Annotated in this window: 20 protein-coding genes; 13 read left to right on the forward strand and 7 right to left on the reverse strand. The window is 25.6% G+C overall.

Annotated elements, in window-relative coordinates; translation table 11 throughout:
• Window positions 1–26 precede the first annotated feature (26 nt).
• The 3 genes from LJD34_RS06005 to LJD34_RS06015 all read left to right on the forward strand — a co-directional run bounded on the left by LJD34_RS06005 (window position 27) and on the right by LJD34_RS06015 (window position 4,719).
• Window positions 27–1,766, forward strand: coding sequence for a VirD4-like conjugal transfer protein, CD1115 family (locus tag LJD34_RS06005; RefSeq protein ID WP_227359421.1), 1,740 nt, complete (start codon window positions 27–29; stop codon window positions 1,764–1,766).
• Window positions 1,750–2,031 carry a helix-turn-helix domain-containing protein gene (locus LJD34_RS06010; protein WP_227213440.1) on the forward strand — a complete coding sequence of 94 codons (282 nt, stop codon included), beginning with the start codon at window positions 1,750–1,752 and terminating at the stop codon, window positions 2,029–2,031. The genes LJD34_RS06005 and LJD34_RS06010 overlap by 17 nt, the downstream gene beginning before the upstream one ends.
• A gap of 198 nt (window positions 2,032–2,229) precedes the next feature.
• Complete coding sequence (locus tag LJD34_RS06015) at window positions 2,230–4,719, forward strand: DEAD/DEAH box helicase family protein (RefSeq protein WP_227359422.1); 2,490 nt, start codon at window positions 2,230–2,232, stop codon at window positions 4,717–4,719.
• Between the two features lie 723 nt (window positions 4,720–5,442).
• Here LJD34_RS06015 and LJD34_RS06020 read toward each other — a convergent pair.
• Both LJD34_RS06020 and LJD34_RS06025 read right to left on the reverse strand, forming a co-directional pair.
• Window positions 5,443–6,477, reverse strand: coding sequence for a hypothetical protein (locus tag LJD34_RS06020; RefSeq protein WP_227359423.1), 1,035 nt, complete (start codon window positions 6,475–6,477; stop codon window positions 5,443–5,445).
• Window positions 6,478–6,538: 61 nt separating this feature from the next.
• On the reverse strand, window positions 6,539–7,186 hold the full coding sequence (locus LJD34_RS06025; RefSeq protein WP_227359424.1) for a YiiX/YebB-like N1pC/P60 family cysteine hydrolase: 648 nt from the start codon (window positions 7,184–7,186) through the stop codon (window positions 6,539–6,541).
• A 282-nt stretch (window positions 7,187–7,468) separates the two neighbouring features.
• Between LJD34_RS06025 and LJD34_RS06030 the strand changes: the two genes are divergently transcribed.
• The 6 genes from LJD34_RS06030 (at window position 7,469) to LJD34_RS06055 (ending at window position 11,528) form a co-directional block, all read left to right on the forward strand.
• Complete coding sequence (locus tag LJD34_RS06030; RefSeq protein ID WP_227359425.1) at window positions 7,469–7,852, forward strand: hypothetical protein; 384 nt, start codon at window positions 7,469–7,471, stop codon at window positions 7,850–7,852.
• A 260-nt stretch (window positions 7,853–8,112) separates the two neighbouring features.
• Window positions 8,113–8,910 carry a hypothetical protein gene (locus LJD34_RS06035; protein WP_227359426.1) on the forward strand — a complete coding sequence of 266 codons (798 nt, stop codon included), beginning with the start codon at window positions 8,113–8,115 and terminating at the stop codon, window positions 8,908–8,910.
• A complete protein-coding gene (locus LJD34_RS06040; protein WP_227359427.1) occupies window positions 8,907–9,590 on the forward strand; it encodes a hypothetical protein in 684 nt (227 codons plus the stop codon). Before LJD34_RS06035 ends, LJD34_RS06040 begins: the two co-directional genes overlap by 4 nt.
• Entirely contained in the window at window positions 9,583–10,242 is a 660-nt protein-coding gene (locus LJD34_RS06045; RefSeq protein ID WP_227359428.1) for a hypothetical protein, read from the forward strand. The genes LJD34_RS06040 and LJD34_RS06045 overlap by 8 nt, the downstream gene beginning before the upstream one ends.
• Window positions 10,226–10,879, forward strand: coding sequence for an ABC transporter ATP-binding protein (locus LJD34_RS06050; protein ID WP_227359429.1), 654 nt, complete (start codon window positions 10,226–10,228; stop codon window positions 10,877–10,879). The genes LJD34_RS06045 and LJD34_RS06050 overlap by 17 nt, the downstream gene beginning before the upstream one ends.
• Window positions 10,872–11,528, forward strand: a complete 657-nt coding sequence (locus tag LJD34_RS06055; RefSeq protein ID WP_227359430.1) for a hypothetical protein — start codon at window positions 10,872–10,874, stop codon at window positions 11,526–11,528. Before LJD34_RS06050 ends, LJD34_RS06055 begins: the two co-directional genes overlap by 8 nt.
• Before the next feature lie 141 nt (window positions 11,529–11,669).
• On the opposite strand, the gene LJD34_RS06060 is transcribed toward LJD34_RS06055, so the two are convergent.
• The 5 genes from LJD34_RS06060 to LJD34_RS06080 form a co-directional block, all read right to left on the reverse strand.
• Window positions 11,670–12,740, reverse strand: a complete 1,071-nt coding sequence (locus tag LJD34_RS06060) for a hypothetical protein (protein WP_227359431.1) — start codon at window positions 12,738–12,740, stop codon at window positions 11,670–11,672.
• A 149-nt stretch (window positions 12,741–12,889) separates the two neighbouring features.
• Window positions 12,890–13,594: a LytR/AlgR family response regulator transcription factor gene (locus LJD34_RS06065; RefSeq protein WP_227359432.1), complete on the reverse strand. Its 705-nt coding sequence runs from the start codon at window positions 13,592–13,594 to the stop codon at window positions 12,890–12,892.
• Between the two features lie 43 nt (window positions 13,595–13,637).
• A complete protein-coding gene (locus LJD34_RS16755) occupies window positions 13,638–14,192 on the reverse strand; it encodes an accessory gene regulator B family protein (protein ID WP_227359433.1) in 555 nt (184 codons plus the stop codon).
• Window positions 14,185–14,487 carry a helix-turn-helix domain-containing protein gene (locus tag LJD34_RS06075; protein WP_022001000.1) on the reverse strand — a complete coding sequence of 101 codons (303 nt, stop codon included), beginning with the start codon at window positions 14,485–14,487 and terminating at the stop codon, window positions 14,185–14,187. The genes LJD34_RS16755 and LJD34_RS06075 overlap by 8 nt, the downstream gene beginning before the upstream one ends.
• A gap of 14 nt (window positions 14,488–14,501) precedes the next feature.
• Complete coding sequence (locus LJD34_RS06080; RefSeq protein WP_227359434.1) at window positions 14,502–14,792, reverse strand: helix-turn-helix domain-containing protein; 291 nt, start codon at window positions 14,790–14,792, stop codon at window positions 14,502–14,504.
• A gap of 258 nt (window positions 14,793–15,050) precedes the next feature.
• Between LJD34_RS06080 and LJD34_RS06085 the strand changes: the two genes are divergently transcribed.
• From LJD34_RS06085 to LJD34_RS06100, 4 genes are all read left to right on the forward strand, one after another.
• Window positions 15,051–15,194 carry a cyclic lactone autoinducer peptide gene (locus LJD34_RS06085; protein WP_022000998.1) on the forward strand — a complete coding sequence of 48 codons (144 nt, stop codon included), beginning with the start codon at window positions 15,051–15,053 and terminating at the stop codon, window positions 15,192–15,194.
• A gap of 275 nt (window positions 15,195–15,469) precedes the next feature.
• Window positions 15,470–16,756: a hypothetical protein gene (locus LJD34_RS06090; RefSeq protein ID WP_227359435.1), complete on the forward strand. Its 1,287-nt coding sequence runs from the start codon at window positions 15,470–15,472 to the stop codon at window positions 16,754–16,756.
• Window positions 16,757–17,008: 252 nt separating this feature from the next.
• The gene (locus tag LJD34_RS06095) at window positions 17,009–17,467 is read left to right on the forward strand and encodes a sigma-70 family RNA polymerase sigma factor (RefSeq protein ID WP_227359436.1); all 459 of its coding nucleotides are present in this window, start codon (window positions 17,009–17,011) and stop codon (window positions 17,465–17,467) included.
• 499 nt (window positions 17,468–17,966) lie between these two features.
• Complete coding sequence (locus LJD34_RS06100; RefSeq protein ID WP_227279717.1) at window positions 17,967–18,677, forward strand: hypothetical protein; 711 nt, start codon at window positions 17,967–17,969, stop codon at window positions 18,675–18,677.
• The last annotated feature ends 71 nt before the right edge of the window (window positions 18,678–18,748 follow it).

Raw genomic sequence — 18,748 nt, forward strand, 5'->3', positions numbered from 1 at the left:
ATAGGTGAAGAAGGTGAGAAAAAACAATGACAAAATCACAAGGAATATTTATAGCGTTTGGTATTTTATTCTTTCTTTTTATAGGATGTGCTATGTATTTTAATGGAAACTATAATCTGAATAAGATCAAATCGAAAACAGTCGGTGATGGACAATATGGAACAGCTCGATTTGCGACAGATAAAGAGGTTCATCAAAGTTTGAAATATATTGAATTTGACAGTGTGAATTGGAGAAAAGGTATTGATCTTCCGAAATCACAGGGATTGGTTGTAGGAAGTAAAATAAACTTTGGAAAAACATTTGGATATGTTGATTGTGATGATATTCATTTATTGATGATTGGTGCTGCTGGTGTTGGAAAAACAGCCCATTTTTTATATCCAAATTTAGAATATGCCTGTGCCAGTGGTGTCTCTTTTATAACAACGGATACAAAAGGTGATCTGTATCGTAATTATGGTGGAATTGCTCATGACTATTATGGGTACAATATTTCAGTTATTGACTTAAGAAATCCTCTTTTTTCAGATGGGAACAATATGCTTCATATGGTCAATAAATATATGGATCAGTACAAACAAAACAGAAATGATTTGTCTTTAAAAGCCAAAACAGAAAAGTACGCCAAAATAATTGCTAAAACAATTATCTTTTCTGATGGGGAAAGTGCATCAAGCTATGGTCAGAATTCATTCTTTTATGATTCAGCAGAGGGACTTCTTACAAGTATCATTTTAATTATTTCTGAATTTTGTGATGATGGAGAAAGACATATCGTCAGTGTATTTAAGCTTGTTCAGGATCTGTTAAAACCTTCTGGAATAAAAGGGAAAACACAGTTTCAGATCTTGCTTGATTATTTGCCTGATAACCATAAAGCAAAGTGGTTTTCTGGTGCTGCTTTGAATACAGGAGAACAGGCAATGATGTCTGTTCTTTCTACTGTTTTATCACGTTTAAATGCATTTATTGATTCTGAAATTGAACAGATATTATGTTTTGAAACTACAGTTGATATAGAAAAATTCTGCAGTGAAAAATCTGCAATCTTTTTAGTAATGCCTGAAGAAGATAACACAAAACACTTTTTGATTTCTCTTTTTATTCAACAGTATTATCGTGAAATGTTGGCTTGTGCTGATAGTCAGGGTGGTAGATTAAAAAGAAAGGTCATTATGTATCTAGATGAAATTGGAACTATTCCCAAAATCGAATCAGCAGAAATGATGTTTTCGGCATCTAGATCAAGAAATATTTCCATAGTAGCAATAATTCAATCATTAGCACAGTTAGAAAAGAATTATGGAAAAGAAGGAGCAAGTATTATTGTGGATAACTGTCAGGATACACTGTTTGGTGGTTTTGCACCTAATTCAGAAACAGCAAAAGTAATGAGTGAAAATCTTGGGTCAAAGACTGTTATGAGTGGATCAGTCAGTAAAGGGAAAAATGATCCATCACAGTCTTTACAAATGATAGAAAGACCTCTTATGACAACAGATGAATTAAAGAGCATGCCAAAGGGTCATTTTATTTTGATGAAGACTGGAATGCATCCAATGAAAACAGTTTTAAGATTATTCATTAAGTGGAAGATAAAATTGGACAAGGAATATCAAGTCAATCAAAGAGTACAAAGAGAAGTTAAATATGCAGATATAAATAAGATCACATCAATTTTAAAATGTAAGTTTGAAAAAGATGACAATATAAAATTTGATCTTAAAAAAATAATAAATGAGGCGGGTGTCAAAGTTGAATAAGGATTATATGTATTTTTATACAAAAGTATCAAGTGCAAATGTAACTCCAGCAGGAAGAATGGTTTATAGAGCATTACTACGATACGCAAACAGGAAAACATGGTCTTGTTTCCCATCGGTTAAAACAATTGTTAATGACACAGGACTATCAGAAAGAACAGTAAGAAAACAAATAAAGATACTTGTAGAAGAAGAACTCATAATAAAAATCCCAAGAAAAAGAGAAAACAACGGAAATACATCTAATATGTATTTTTTTAATTGATCTTTATCTTGGGATAGATGTAATTATATAAGTGCATAAGGATGGTGCAGATAGATCATCCCTGTAACTTGTTTTCTAATGATTTTTCAGAAAATAAAAATATTAATAAATTGGATATTCATAAAATATATTTATAAATATAAGCAAAGCGGAAAATAAAATGATATGATATTATTATAAAAAGGAGGAGAGGTTAATATGGTAATAGACTTATCAATGCTTATGACACAAGATAGTAAGGAGATAGATCCTCGGGCAATTTTTAATTCACTTTTAAATAAATCGAAAAAATATAATGGTTATTTAAGAGATGTTCAATCGGAAGTGTTAGATAAATGGTTTGATCAGAGAAACAACAAAGATAACGTTATAAAAATGAATACAGGAAGTGGAAAAACTGTAGTTGCATTATTAATTTTACAAAGTTGTATGAATGAAATGAATGAGAAAAGTGTATATATTGTTCCAGATAAGTATTTGGTTGAACAAGTTGAAACTGAAGCAAAAGATCTAGGAATAAATGTTACAACTGATCCAAATGATTTAAAATTCATGCAAAAAAAAGCAATATTAATAATTACAATGCATAAATTAATAAATGGAAAATCTATTTTTGGATTAAGATATGAAAATAACATAGATGTAGGAACATTCTTGATAGATGATGTACATAGATGTATGGAGATAGCAGAGGATCAAAGTACCTTAATTATCAATAGAAGTGATAATAAAAAATTGTACAGCGATATAGTTTTATTATTTGCAGATGAATTAGCAAGGCAAAATAAAATGAATTTTAATAAAATAGTAGGTAATGATTTTTTAGCTATGCCGATGCTTATTCCATTTTGGAAATGGCAAGATAAAAAAGAAGCGGTTGTGAATCTAATATCAAAATATCGAGACTGCTATGCTTTTGTTTTACCGTTAATAGAAAATATATTTGAATTATGCCATTGTACAATATCGAATGATCGCATTGAAATATCACCAAAGTGTATACCAATACATAAAATAAAGAAATTTGCAACTGCAAAAAGAAGGATATATATGAGTGCAACATTAAGTGACGATAGTGTTTTAATTTCTAATTTTGATGTAGAAAAGGATATTTTAAAGAAATCTATAGTTCCTAAAAAAGCGTCTGATATAGGAGATAGGATGATTTTATATCCGCAAGCATTAAATCCAGAGATATCGGATGAATCATTAAAAAATAAATTAAAGGAATTATCTGAAAAATATAGAGTGATAGTAATTGTTCCATCAAATATAAGAGCTAACTTTTGGAATGATGTTGCGGATCATATTTATACAGGTGAAAGTTTAAATATGATAAGAGATAAAACAAGAGGTCTTGATGTTGTTGTTAATAGATATGAAGGTATTGATTTACCAGATGATAGTTGTAGAATTTTAGTAATAGATGGTTTACCTACAGGTCGAAAACAATATGATATCATCAAAGAATCCTGTTTAAATCTAAATGAAAAAACCATTAAGAATAGGATTCAAAAAATAGAACAAGGTATGGGAAGAGGAGTACGATCAAATGAAGACTATTGCTCAATAGTATTAATGAGGAAAGATCTCATAAATATAATATATAATTCTAATGGAGATAAATATTTCAGTCCAGCAACACAAAAACAATTTGAGTTATCGTTAGCAATGTATGATCAATTATATAATCAATCTTTAGACGATATTATTGAAACCCTTGATTTATGTTTAGAACAAAATGAGAGATGGGTTAGTATAGGTAAGTCACATTTAAATAAAGTTGATTATGATAGTAAGTTATCTTTCTCAAATGATGCAATAGTAGAAAGAAAAGCTTTTAATTGTGCTTTGAAACATAATTATGAAGAAGCAAGTTCTTCGTTCAATACACTTTTGCAAAATGATGATAAAGATACTTGTGGTTGGATTATGCAGGAAAAAGCAGAGTATCTCTATTTACAAGATCCAGCTAGTGCTCATAAGCTTATGCAATCTGCGCATGAAAAGAATACTAGTCTTTTGATTCCAATGGATGGTATAAGAAATATAAGAAATATAAAAATGATTGATAGGATTGAAAATATTCTAGAATATAAAAATATTAAAAGTAAAGATTCAAATGGGTATATTATATATGTAGAAAGCGTTTTGGATGATTTGAAATTCATCGCCAATGATGTGGATTATAATGCTCCAAAAAGATTTGAAAAGGCGATACATGAATTAGGAAAAATACTAGGATTTGATTCTTGTAGACCAGAAAAAGAGTATGGTGATGGAGGTCCAGATAATCTTTGGTTTGTTGATAATAATATGGCATTTGTAATTGAATGCAAAAGTGGTGCAATTAGTAAAGAAATATCTAAAGACGATTGTGCTCAGTTATTATCATCATCGCAATGGTTTACTAATAAGTATTGTTCAACGGATAGAAGTATTGACTATGTTCCTATTTTAATTCATAAGTCGTATACATTTGCTAATGATGCGTCTCCTAGTGGTAATATGGTTATTATAGGAGAAAAAGAGATGAATAATATTAGAGACGCGATCAAAAAATTTACTAAGAGTTTGACAAGTATTTCCAATGCAACAAATAATACAGATGAGATTCAAAAATTATTACAAATGTATTATTTAACTCCCAAACTATTTCTAGATAAATTTACTCATAAATATAAATAGATATAAAATTACATTTTTTCATTTCATAGTAAATATTTAAATATCCTAACTTATTAAATGAGTAATAGATATTTAATAAGTTATAAAGTCCTTGATATACAAGGACTTTTTATAATATGTTCTCAATATGAATTATGTAAAAAAATAGGTCAATTCGGGTGAAATAATTCAAAATAGAAAAAATTTTAGGGATACATTATTAAATATCACTAGTTTTACCGAATAATTGTAGTTAAATATAGTATAACTATATTGTATTATAATAAATATCTTGTTTCTTATATATAAACTGGTCAACCTTTTTTATATAAAATATATAATAACAAGAGTTATTTATGATATGTGTTGTATTAAGAAAATCTGTCAATTTAAATGAATTTTTTCTGGTGGGAAAAGCTTCTTTTATAGAATCAGAAAATATGTAGCATTTAATTAATTTTTTAGTTATTTTTTTGCACCTCCTACGAATAAATTAATATTTTTATTATAGTAAAGTATAACTAAAAAATGAACATAATAAATTCTTTCTTTACTATCAGTATAGCATGAAAAATTTTATTTTTTAGACTTGAATTATTCTTTTTTTAAATGTAAAATATGTCGATATTTTCAACGTAATTTTAAATATTTGAATTTGTTGTTAATTATAATAAACAGCTTATTATATCACGTAAAAACATATTGTTCTAGATAGATTATTTATGTTTAAATTGATAATTATATTTAAGAAGCAATAGTAGATAGATACATATTTTTAGGAGAAGTATGTTTTATTTTTTTTACGAGTTTCATATCGTTTAATAAGTCAAATTTGTATATATAATTTAAAGAATCGACAGTATAAAGACTATTATTTTTAATTGCCATAGATTTTATACAAATATTCGAATTTATAGTTTTGAACTTATTATTTTTTAGATTAAATATTGTAAATTTTGCTTTGTTTAAAGACACTTCATTAGTGTGAGATATTAACAAATACTTTTTATACTTAACAATTTCACCAATATATGATGTATTTTCAAAAGAAATAATGTTTTCAATTATATTAGTCTTTAAATTTAAAATAATTAGTTTAGAAATATTTTGATCGTTCATGTCATACGAAACAGGAATATAAGCTTTATTTTTATAAATGATATATTTTCTTTGACAATTACCTATTGTAGTTATATCAATATTTTTTATTGGTTGTAAATTATGATCATATATTTGAAGAGTTGAATATATGAATTCTTTATTTAAAGAGTTTACAAAACAGTACACATATTTATTTGTAGAAAAAACTAAACTTAAGTATTGGTCATTGAGTGAGAGATCATTATATTTTTTATTTTTCATATCATATTGTGTCAGATACGAAATCATATTTAAATTGCTAGATGTATAAAGATATCTTTTTGAAACTGATACACACTGAATGTTATTTTTATTAACATATATCTCATGAACCTGTTTTGTTTTTTTATTAATTGAGATAATCTTTTTTGCATCATGCTTATTTCCAATACCTCTTGGCACTAAATAAATATTTGAATTTTTATACTGTGGTTGATAAAAGTGTGTTCCTAATTCGGCATAATTATATTTATAAATATTCTTTTTGGTTAAATTGCTATCATAAAATGTTATTTGACTTTTATTGGTTGTAGATGATGTATCAATAACAGAAATAGAGTAATTATTACGTTTTGGATTACATGCTATACAATTAAATCCAATAGTAAATATTATAAATGTTTTAATTATTTTTTTCATTTTAATCTCTCCATTCTTATAAAGTAAAAGGCGATTTTTCGCCTTTTTTACATAAATAATATTATTTTTTACGATAAATTAATTTAGTTTTACTTGTGTTAACAAGTTCCATTGGATGAATTGCTTTCCCTGTTAATATATCAAAGTCCCCAGTATTTAAGTCAATATCATATAGATCTAAATAAGCAGAACGAATTAATTGGGAACAGTAAAATTTATCTCTATAATCCATTCTATAAAAATTCCAATTATATGGTTTTCCTAATTGTGAATAACAATAGTCTGCAGCCGATACATCTTGTTTGGATGTTGTATCCTTGACTGTTACTGCATAAGCTTGATTTTTGGATGTATTCCAATTATTTGGACCAATCTCTACACCTGGTTCATTTGCTTCAACTACAGTAGATGAAGTATATATTATTGATGAGTGACCTGTTTTAATAACACCTTTATAGGCATCATCAGTAACTAAAATAACTCCTTTTCTAGTAGGATATGTTCCTGTTGCTGTACGAGTTTTTAATTTATCATCACGGTTGATTTCTAAATTATTTGCTTTAGTTATCAGTTCATTCACTTCTTCTTTTGGAAAGATAGTATCTTGATCGTTAGTATAATCTAATGCAGATACATTTGATAGATTTGATGATATAACAAAAATAAAACCTAAATTTACTTTAAGAAAACAATTAATAATATTTTTCATACTTATACCTCATTTCTTTTTATATAGATATCTATAAAATCATTATACTTAAAAAAGAGTAATTTTATAGATAGGATGGTTAAGAAGCAAGTTATATGAATGACATACATTAATTGTAAGAGAAAAAGATTATTTTGAGCATAGAATTTGGAAAAAAATTACCTGTTAATCATAAATTGTGCATCTTAAACAAAATATATTTACATTATATATAGCGCTTTCATATAATGGACTTGTAAGAAGTCTAGACTTTATAATTTAATACGAAAGAAGGTAAAGGTTATGAAAAAAAACAAATTTAGAATTTTAGTTTGTTTAGGAATTATAGCATCTAGTTTAACTGGAGTCTCTGCTGCTACAGCGAGTATTAATTCTAGTGTACCAACAGCACAAGGATATAAAACAGTTACTTCAAAAAGTAAAACACAAACAACCAATTATGGTACTGTAAGATTGACTAAGAAAGAACCGGATGCTGTATCTTTTTCAGCAAAAAATAATGGGGGAAGTTATGGTAGCGTAACAACAGTTACACAAACAGGTACTACATATCGTGTTAACTATACAGGAACATTTGGATCTGGAACACCAATGACAGCTAGATTTAGAAATCATAATTGGTCATTAAACAGCAATATGATTACAGGTACTTTCGATTACAAATAAATAAATTAAAGAATAAGAAATTTGTAAAAATTTCTTATTCTTATTTAATGATAAATATCATATCAATTGATGAATGGAGTTAAAATATGAATAAAAAAATAATACAATACAGGAAACAATTAAAATTGATTAATTTATATGACAAAAAAATAAGAAATACAAATTATAGCACAAAATATAATAATTTAAATAGTATATTTTTTTAATAGAAAACGTAATATTGAATATTTCGATGATTATTATAAAAAAGTAGAGAAGCTATGAAAGAGTTTAAATATAATATTAAAATTCTATTAAGAAAGAAAGAGCTATATTATTGTATTATTGGTGTTTTGTTAATCAATGCGATTCATGTAATTTTGGTAATTAATCACTATTCACCAAATATGATTTTGAAAACGGGTGAATATCAGTTTATTTTATATAATAATGAGGTAACTATAATGTCATTGGTAATAATAGCGTTACCGATTCTAACTTCTCTTGTTTTATCAGATACGAGTTGGAATGATAAACATTTAGGGTACAATAATTATTTATATACACGTTTGAATATTAGAAAAAATATTTTTTCTAGATTATTTCTATCTTTTATTACAACTTTTATAATTTGTTTTGTAGGTTTCATATTAAATTATTTAACACTACGTTTCATTTTTGGTAGTGGAAATCTTATATCAAATTTTCAAGAATTACCGTATGATCGAGTAATAGCACCGGAGTTTTTTTTAGATTCTATCAGATATTATAATCCTGTACTATTTATTATTTTAATTAGTTTGCATGAGTCAGTAATTATAGGATTACTTGCAACAATTTCTTATTCTTTTTCATTTTTTACAAAGCAAAAATTAATTATTTATTTTCAAGTTACCCTTATTATGATTGTACTTGAGGTTGTGTTTTCTTTTATTGGTATCAGCCAGTTTTCAATCATAAAGCAGTTACAGCCAAATTCATCGTTCTCGGTTTATCAAAGTATTATTTTATATATTGTACTTTCTTTAATAGCTATTACACCAGTTTTGTTAATTACAAAGAAAGGTGATATATTATGAAAAGATTTTTTTGTAATTCATTGTTCTATATTGGGATAGTTATTATGATTCTTTTAGGTATAGCTGTTGGATATAATATAGATCATAATTTTTTAAAGTTGTATACTGCAAAAATGGGACAAGTTCCTATAAGATACTGCATTTTTATTATTATTCTTTTTATAGATTATCTTTTATTTGAAGAAATAAATCATTACACTTTTATATTTAGATATAAGTCGGTGTCAAATTTTATAATAAAAAGTATGAAACAAGAAGTAATTATGTCAGTAATTTTACTATTAATTTTTCATTTGCCCATATTCATATTAAATACAAAGGAATTTATCAACAATATTATTTTGATTATGCTAGTAATTTTGAATATAACTTTAATTTTTTCAGTTATGCTGGCTATTATTAGATTACTTAATGTATGGATTAATAACAGAATTATTTCTACTAGTATTTTTTTATTAGTATTTGCTTGTTTGGATGTTTTATTAGGACACTTTAGCTATTTTTATATGGAACATTATATTTTTGATTTTGATGCAATTCTTGTTCTACCATATGTTTATCACTTTTATCCATTTATTTTTTCATTTATGTGTACATTGGATATTGTTTTACTTTTTGTAACATCAAAAAAAATGAAGGAAAGGGATTATATAATAAAACAAAATGAAATTTGTGAATAAAAAAGATTTTTTGATATATCTATTAATTTTACTAGCCGTAACTTATTTAAAAAGTATATATCTTTCCGAAGTATATACAGATAATTGGTGGTATCAAGCGCTTATCTTTTTTGGTAGTGACCAATTTGTAAATATACTATGGCTTATTCCAATTTTGATTCAGGTATTTTTTATATCAAAAAAAATATATGTAGAACTAAATTATTTTGATTTGAGATATAAAAACAGGAATAATTTTTTAAAAAATATATTTTTGTGTTTTATTAAAGAGCATACAATTTACACAACGTCTTTTATAGTAGTACAAATAATTGGATTGATGATATTAACAGGAATACCGTTTAAATTTGATGTGGGTATATTAGAATTGTTTTGCAAATATTATATTGAAATTATGTTTTATATTTGGTTACTTATTCTTGTTTCACTTGTTATTCAAAAATATACTATATCATTTCTTATAGAGTTAACTTTACTATTGGTTTTGCTAAATATATTAAAAAGTAGTTTATTTCCTATTATTTCTTTATACTATAATTACTCTTTTAATTTTTTAACACTTCCTTGTATATGCTTTGTATTACATTTTATAAAAAAAATTTATATTTCTAGGGATCTGTTAGGAGGAATAAAATATGATATTAGAGATTGAAAATTATTCAAAAACGATTAATAAAAGAATAATATTGGATAATATTAATCTTACATTTAGAAGTGGTAATGTTTATGGATTCTATGGAAGAAACGGTTCAGGGAAAACAATGTTATTTCGTGCATTGACAACACTTATTTATCCAACAAAAGGGGATGTAAAAGTTGATGGAAAATCAATTCTTAAAGAAGAATTTGATTTGAGCCAAATTGGTATACTAATTGAGAATCCGGGTTTTTATCCACATTTGACGGGTTTTGAAAATTTAGAAATGTTATATAGGTTAAATAATGAAAAGAATGATCAACATATTTATGATGTTTTAAAAAGTGTAGGATTGGATTATGCTGGTGATAAAAAGTATAAAGAATATTCTTTGGGAATGAAGCAAAGACTGAGGATTGCTCAAGCAATTATGGAAAATCAAAGAATAATTATACTTGATGAACCAACTAATGGAATAGATAGAAATGGGTTAAAGGATGTTCATAAAATTATAAAAGAAGAAAAGAACAAAGACAAAATTATATTATTAGCAAGTCATGATTTAGATGATTTAAATTTACTATGTGATGAAATTTATTTTATAGAAAATGGAAGAATTAAAGATTCTTTAACGGAGATAAGCAATGATTAAATATTTGAGGATGTTTTGTCTTTGCTGTTTAGTGTTATTTGCAGGATTAGGATTTTATGGAAAGAATAAATTTCATAGAATAGAATATTTTGATATTGAAAATAATTTTAAGTATACAACGATGAGCAATCAAGATTTTTTAAAACTATATCCTGATACAGCAAAAAAAATGATTAATGATCAAGAAGTAACATCAATGGCGCAACTTGTTGATCAATCAGATTATATTTTAAAAGTAAAAAATACTTCAAAAAAGAAGATAGCAGGCAATGGAATAGTTAATGAATGTGAGGTTTTAAAAACATACAAGGGTAAAGTTAAACAAACGGTAAATATTTATGATATGACATATGTAATTGATCAAACATCTGTTGGCTACATCGAGGGATCGAAACCGCTGGTTCCTTTAAGGGAATATATCGTATTTTTAAAAAAATCAAAAAATGCAAACGTAAAAAATACTTATATGTTTTCAAGTGCTCATTTTGGCGCATTTGATGTAGGAGATAGAAATGAAAGTATAAATGATTATGATAATGATTCATTGACTTTAAAACAAACATATTCTTATGATTATATTGGATGTGACGATCAATTTGTAGAGAAATATCAATCTTTAAAAAAACAACTTGATTATATAGATAAATAAAAGGATTTATTGGTTTTAGCCAATGAATCCTTTTATTTTAGGGTATTCAAGTATTTTGAAGAATCTAATTTTAGAGTTTAATTTTTTAAATTAATTTTATAAAATTATCTATTTTTTATACTGTTTTTGTTGATTTTAAAATCAACTGGGAATATCAAAAGATATCAGAATGCTTGCATATGAATTATTAAGCTTTTTAATACTTAAAGAACTATATTTATTTAGTAAGATTTCGTTAATATTTTTTTTGATATTGAATTCATTAATTGATAAACAAGAATACAATATTTTTAAAATAATTTTATTTGCTGTTTTTACTGATTTTATTATTATAATTTTATCAGAAGTAGTAACTTGTATACAGGAATCAATAGATAGATTTATAATGTATTCAAATAAAATCAGTTGTGTATGGTAGTCTAAATTATCAAAATCGCTATATTCAATTACGGTTTTAATATCAATATCATTTTCAATGATTTTTGATAGGTTATTATTTATTATATAGTTTAAAATATATGAGTTACTGTATATTGCATTGAATTCTTTATATGCTGTATTAGATAGCTTATTCAAGACATTAGTTGCTTCTGAGTAATTCGAATCATTAAATAATGAATTTAATTGATTACAAGTATGAAGCAGATTGTGTAAAAAGCGGAAATTATTATCATATTGTTGGGATAATAGGTCTAATTTAGAATTAAATAATTCCTCTTTTTGTTTTGCAATTTGAAGCTTGTGCCTCATATTTGTGGAGTTAATAGCTAACATAAAAATAAAGAAAAATATAATATTTGATATTGCTAATCCTACTGTAGTAATAAGGATTTGTGGATTAGTATGCAACAAATCAAAATAATCACCCATAGTTACTAATAAAATAATAGTAATGATTGGAAGTATAAATGCTAACCACGTATATTTTGGTAAGTATTCAGATTTAATATATTTTAAGATTTTAACATAGATAAAAACAAAAAGTGTTAAAATAGCATATGAAAAAAATGTTCCAAATATAAATCCACGAGAGGAAGTATCTCGAGTTATTTTTATAAATAAAATATTATTTAAACAAAATGCAACAAGTATTTCTGATAAAATTTGGATTAAAAAATAAGGAATTATAGTCATTACTTTTTGTATTATCCGTCCGTTATATTGAACAAAAACATAGATAAAATATATTGCTAATAAAATTATACTTTTCAATGGAGAAGCACCGTTATAATTGGTTAGACATACAATTGTAGTTGATAATAATAAAATAATTATTGATTTGTTTTTTGAATATTTTAAAGTTAAAAAAGAATTTGCTATGTAACTGATTAGAATAAAAGAAATTATGTTAGAAATAATAATCATAATGTTTCATGTAGAAAATCATTATATTTTTGATCAAATTCTTTTTTATAGTGTCTAGAAAGTGGAATGCTCTCGTTATTGATTAAAATAATTTCATTTTTTTTAAATGCACTAATATACTCAAGATTTACTAAAAATGCTTTATATGGGTATGCAAAACCAAATTCATTAAGTTTATCATACCAGTATTTTAAGGTGCAATTTGTAATAATTGTGTTACCATCCAATTTGTGTATAGTTGATTTCCTATCTACAAATTCTATATAAAGTATATCTTTAACAAAAATTTTATGGTTGCTTATTTTTGAATCATAAAAGCCGATTGATTTTTTAATATATTTTTTTATTACTGATTCCATTTCTAAATTAAATTCCAATTGATTTATAGGCTTTATAAAATACCTGTCTGCATGTATTTTATATCCATCAATTGCATATTTTGAATAACTTGTTGTTATTATGATTCTACAATCATGTTTAAGCTCTTGAAGTTCCAATCCGATGTCAATACCATTTTCTTCATTGATTTCCATATCTAGAAAAAGTAAATCAGATTTTTTTATATTTTGTAATAAATCAGGTTTGTTTTTACAAATATGAATTTGATATTGTAAATTTACTTTGATAAAAAATTTTTCTATGCATTGTAAAAGTTGATCTATATCTTTTTGATTATCATCATAAATTAGAATATTTATCATTACCATCATCACCTCTTAAAATTATTTTATCAAATTATAAATGTTATGAAAATATTCTTTTAATATATGAGACAGATAAACTTATCAATGAAATAACAATAACTGAAAAAATAATATTTATTAATGTATGTATTGAGTATTTATAAGATATAATAATAAATCCAATATATAAAAATTCGATTATGATAGATTTCTTCTTATATAGATTAATTTGATTGTTTGTCAATCGTTTGTTTTTGTGATCAACAGGTGCTATTAAAAAAGTTTCAATTAGTAGAATTAAACTTGTTAAAACAACTAGCCTAAAACTCACAAAAAATTGTTTAGATAACAAAGGCGGGATTATAGAAATCAAGGTAGAAAAAAATATACATATTATATTACTTGAGAAATGAAAACCGCCGATATATCTTCGTAATGGAATGTATAATAAAAGAAAAATAATTGTTTGTTTAAAACAATCGTAATAAAAAGCTAATATAAAAGTAAAAATTAAGTATACAAAATAATGTGTAAAATTTGCCCATCCATAATAAAATAAGTCTTCATCCATGTTAATATCATTATTTTTCAAAATATTATATATTTTTTTATTCATTGTTACCCTTGTTCACATTATTAAAATAATTGATTAATTGAGTTAATATTTGATATTCTTCATCATTGATATCTCGAACAGATAATTCTAAAGGATGATCATATTTTATTAAGTAATCAGTTGTTATATTACAAACGAGGGCAATCATTGTAATATGAGCTATTGTTGGTGTTGATAAACCTTGTTCCCAATTATTTATAGTTGCTCTTGTAACATCTATTTTCTTAGCAAATTTATCTTGACTAAGATCCAATATATTTGTTCTTAAAAATTTTATTTTATCTGCTATATCCATAATCTATTCCCTGCTTATTTATTATCTTTCATTAGTTTGTATAAATCGAAAATAACATCACGTTGTTCATCTGTTAATGTTTCAATATTTAGACCTTTTCTACTTTCATTAAATAGTATCATTTCAGAGGATGTATCTAAAATGTTCATTAGTTCTATTACTGTATCTAAATGAATAATTCCACCACCTGCTTCCCAACCTTTTAAAACGCTTTCGTTAACTTTCAATAAAGCAGCTAACTCAAGGGGTTTCATTTTTCTTTTCTCTCTAGCAATTTGTAAACCTGATTTATTTTTAGTCGTCATATTTATATCACCTTATTAATAATTGATTATAGATATAGTATATTTTGAATTTATTAAATTGTAATATACATAAACATTGCAAAAATGATTAAAGCTATACAATAATTATGTATAATTGTATAATGATAGTCATAAAACAAAGAAAAGTATGTGTTTTATATATAAAAATGGTATTTTAACCACACTCTATTTATGAAAAACGTAATAGGTGATATTCTTTTTTTATGGAAATAAATTTGATGAAAGGAGATTATAAACATGAAAAATGGGAAAAAGTTCTTTTTAAATTCATTTGCATTTCTAATGTCATTTTTAGCTATTTCTTCTGTAAATAGTGCATGTGCCATTATATTTGGACAAGAAAAGGAACCAGATAGTTTAGCACGATATAAAAAGTGTTAATTTTATTTAAAGAGTATATTAATTTTGATATCATCAGTGTTTTTACATTGATGATATTTAGTTATTAAGAAAATTATTTATGAAGTATCTCTTAGCTTTACATGAACTATCAAGAAAATAAAAAAAGATTTTTTTAAAAAATAAAAAGTGATACTAAACAACAGAACACTAGGAAAGAAGTGACTAATGTTTTGTTGCTTGATAAATAAAGTTTTTTAATGTTAATAGATATTTGAATTAAGTAGTTTTAAATAAAGAAGAAGGAGAAATTTGATTTGAATAAAGGTTTAAAAAATGTAGACGATTTTTATAAAGAGTTTGATGAAACTTGTACAAAAAAGGCAATTATAAATGATTTAGGAGGAATATACCCACATATTTATCATTTAGAAGTGTTTCTAGTTTATTTTACTTTAATTGTTTATTATTTATATGAGGTTATTAAAAATGATTTCAATATTGAGAAATTTAGTCTAACTAGTTCATATGCAATATCGAAATATTTAATTACTTTAGCAGTATTTATGTGTCTTACATTTGCTGTTGTAATAATAGGGGAAATTATTTTGGTAAATAAAATAAAAAAGAAAAATGATATATCAAAAGTAGGTTATCAAGTATTTTTCAATAAGGTCAAAATTCCTACTGTTAATAAGACAATTGAAAACTTATTAGAAAAAAATAGAATAAATTTTTTAAAGAAAAATATGAATTCGTATTCTAAAGATAAAGTAATAGATATTTATAAATTCGTTAGAGATGATATAAATAATATTTCGTTAGAAATATCAAATAAATCTAATGTTGGTACATATGTTTCATTTTTAACAATTCTTGTAACTGCTTTTTTTACATGGTTTCTAAGTGAATCAGATTTTAGTTTTAAAAATGGTTATGATCTTTTAATTATTGCAGTTGCAATTTTCTTTGTAATCCTAGTGGTTTATTTATCATACAGATTTTTAATTTATATATATAATTTATTTGAATCCTATTTCTTACTAAGTGTTTTAAAAAAAGAAGAAAAGGAAATGAAACAATTCTTATATTTTATAAAAAAAGTGATTATTAATTATGACTATTATAAGGAGGAGATTAAGTGTATGAATGATAATGTTCCAAAGAATGCAGTATTAACACAAGAAGATAAGGATAGATTACATGAAAGACCATATTTCACATTTGTAGAAGCAAATCGTTCTTCATTATCAAATAATTTATTTTTTATAGATTTAACATTTAAAAATGATGGGCTAGAAAAATCTTTTAGAACATATCCAGAATCAAATGGTAAAACAAATATTTTAAATAAAACTGTTACTTTTAAAAGAGTGGAACCTAATAGAACACCTGTTATAAAGGTTGATCAAGAGTTTACAACTACATGGTGCTTTGATGATGCTAAAAATTTCGAAAATTGTATGGTTACTGTAGTTATTGAATTTCTAGATATTTTAGAAAGAAAATATACCCAATCTTTTGAGATTGCTTTATCAATGGTTAATGGAGAAATTCATGGAGATGCAATAAGATATAGTGATCCAATTCTTAAAAATGAATAAGTAGTTAAAAATGTAAAATTCAGTTATCAAGGGTACAACAAAATTTATATTTTTTGAATTTGTACCCTTTTTTTATACGTAAATTATTATTAAAAATTAATAATCGTATCGGTAGTGAAATTAGACGAAGTCTGAAGCACTACTTTTTTTATTCCCTGCTTTAGACATTGTCTATTAAGGGGGATGCATTTGTGCATAAAATCAGATCTCCTCCTGATTATCTTCAGCCAAAAAATACAGGAGGAAGATAGGATGGAAAACGATTATAAAAGAAATTATTTTTGGATCAAAAGAGATCTTAAAGGAAACAGACACTATTATTTTAAAATAAAAGGTCAATACCATGAGGTATCGGAAGAAGTATATAAAACTTGTTACAATTCATTTAAAAAAGAGGAACGTGAAAAAGAAAAGAGAAGTGAGTTTAAAGTATCCAGTTTAGATCAGTTAGATAATAATAATACAGCGCTTGTAGATAAGATTGCTGACAGTAATAATCAATATGATACTTTTTATGTCAATGAAGAAGTTGAAAATGTAATGAACATCATTAATCAACTTTCAGAAGAAGATAAGAATCTTATTACGAATCTTCTTATCAAGAATAAAACAGAAAGAGAACTCTCTGCATTGATGGGTGTTTCTCAACCAGCAATACATAAACGTAAAAAAAGAATAATAGAAAATATCAAAAATAAGTCAAAAAAGTAACTTGTTTTTTTTATTGGGTTATCAAGTAATAAAAAAATGTCCAGTTATATATGAGGGGAGTTATTAAGCACCTCCTCTCGAGAGGACATTGAAAACAGAATAGTCTGAATCAGCAACAAAAAGTTTTCTAGCACGTTGATAGTTGCGCCAAGAGAATATGTGAACATAGAAATGTAAGGTCACAATAAAATGTGAACTTTTTTCTCTGTTTCGTATTGGAGCGAGAAACAACTGATCATAAAAAGGTAGGGATAGACCTTTGCCGATATGAAAACGCAAATGATACTTCACTCTATTCAACAGTCGAGCGTGAACAAACCGTCGCAACAATTGAGGAGTGGTCTTTGACACGTGTGTCGTATGTTCTTGATGATCCTATACAGAAGCTGGTTTGGACAATGGAAAACAGACTTGAACCGATACGTTTATTGATAGATCGTGACACCTGTAAAAAAATGCAGGTGTCATCATTGTGTTAATAAAGGAAAGGATTGATCTTATGAAAAAAGTACATATTTTAACACAAGAAGAAAATAAACTTTCTTCGAAGCAGTTAGAGGAATATATGGAATTCGCTGCTAAAAACAATTATGAACTTACTGGAGAATTGCATTTTCATTTTTCCAATGCTTTTTATGAACCAGAGAAGTTTGTGAATACAATAAAGGATCTTACAACAAGCAGGACATTTGTTACTGATGGTGAATGTATTGTATTTGCTAATGCATTCAATGATGGAAGACTGCTTAAGGCATTTGAAGATAATGGCTTTGAAGTCTATGAACGTGACAGTGGTCGTCTCATTCAGGATGTGTTCAATGAATTCAACGAAAGACAGATTCATACTTTGAAAGCTGTAATTAACAGTGCATTAGAATCAGCGGTTAATAACAAGCCGCTGTTTGTAACAAGCAATTCAAACAGTGAAGCCACTCATGATTGTGTACGAGAATATGTATCCAAGTATGACTTGGATCATGCTGTTGTTATTCAACTTTCAAATCTGAATGAAGAATTTAAAAAACAGATTGTAGATGTCATAAAAAATGAAAAGTGTGACCATCTGGTACTTATTGAACCTGATTCTTTTTCAAAACAAATGCAACAGGATGTTGTTGACTTTGCATTGGAAAATAATCTGAAAGTAGACAGTTACTATGCACAGCCAGAAGTTGAAATTTCATTACAGATGAAAGGCATGGTTAACTGATTGAATGGATATCTTTGATTACTATTACATATATACATGCCTGAAGAAACTTGTCACCTATAAAAAGATCA

The sequence above is a fragment of the Faecalibacillus sp. MSK20_93 genome (assembly GCF_020589945.1).
GTDB lineage: Bacteria > Bacillota_I > Bacilli_A > Erysipelotrichales > Coprobacillaceae > Faecalibacillus > Faecalibacillus intestinalis.

Excerpts from the sequence above, each read along its gene's own strand:
- LJD34_RS06015 (WP_227359422.1), top strand. The coding sequence starts at position 2,230 with ATGGTAATAGACTTATCAATGCTTATGACACAAGATAGTAAGGAGATA.
- LJD34_RS06095 (WP_227359436.1), top strand. The coding sequence starts at position 17,009 with ATGGAAAACGATTATAAAAGAAATTATTTTTGGATCAAAAGAGATCTT.
- LJD34_RS06025 (WP_227359424.1), bottom strand. The coding sequence starts at position 7,186 with ATGAAAAATATTATTAATTGTTTTCTTAAAGTAAATTTAGGTTTTATT.
- LJD34_RS06085 (WP_022000998.1), top strand. The coding sequence starts at position 15,051 with ATGAAAAATGGGAAAAAGTTCTTTTTAAATTCATTTGCATTTCTAATG.
- LJD34_RS06065 (WP_227359432.1), bottom strand. The coding sequence starts at position 13,594 with ATGATAAATATTCTAATTTATGATGATAATCAAAAAGATATAGATCAA.
- LJD34_RS06020 (WP_227359423.1), bottom strand. The coding sequence starts at position 6,477 with ATGAAAAAAATAATTAAAACATTTATAATATTTACTATTGGATTTAAT.
- LJD34_RS06075 (WP_022001000.1), bottom strand. The coding sequence starts at position 14,487 with ATGGATATAGCAGATAAAATAAAATTTTTAAGAACAAATATATTGGAT.
- LJD34_RS06040 (WP_227359427.1), top strand. The coding sequence starts at position 8,907 with ATGAAAAGATTTTTTTGTAATTCATTGTTCTATATTGGGATAGTTATT.
- LJD34_RS06080 (WP_227359434.1), bottom strand. The coding sequence starts at position 14,792 with ATGACGACTAAAAATAAATCAGGTTTACAAATTGCTAGAGAGAAAAGA.
- LJD34_RS06005 (WP_227359421.1), top strand. The coding sequence starts at position 27 with ATGACAAAATCACAAGGAATATTTATAGCGTTTGGTATTTTATTCTTT.
- LJD34_RS06050 (WP_227359429.1), top strand. The coding sequence starts at position 10,226 with ATGATATTAGAGATTGAAAATTATTCAAAAACGATTAATAAAAGAATA.
- LJD34_RS06030 (WP_227359425.1), top strand. The coding sequence starts at position 7,469 with ATGAAAAAAAACAAATTTAGAATTTTAGTTTGTTTAGGAATTATAGCA.
- LJD34_RS06035 (WP_227359426.1), top strand. The coding sequence starts at position 8,113 with ATGAAAGAGTTTAAATATAATATTAAAATTCTATTAAGAAAGAAAGAG.
- LJD34_RS06055 (WP_227359430.1), top strand. The coding sequence starts at position 10,872 with ATGATTAAATATTTGAGGATGTTTTGTCTTTGCTGTTTAGTGTTATTT.
- LJD34_RS16755 (WP_227359433.1), bottom strand. The coding sequence starts at position 14,192 with ATGAATAAAAAAATATATAATATTTTGAAAAATAATGATATTAACATG.
- LJD34_RS06100 (WP_227279717.1), top strand. The coding sequence starts at position 17,967 with ATGAAAAAAGTACATATTTTAACACAAGAAGAAAATAAACTTTCTTCG.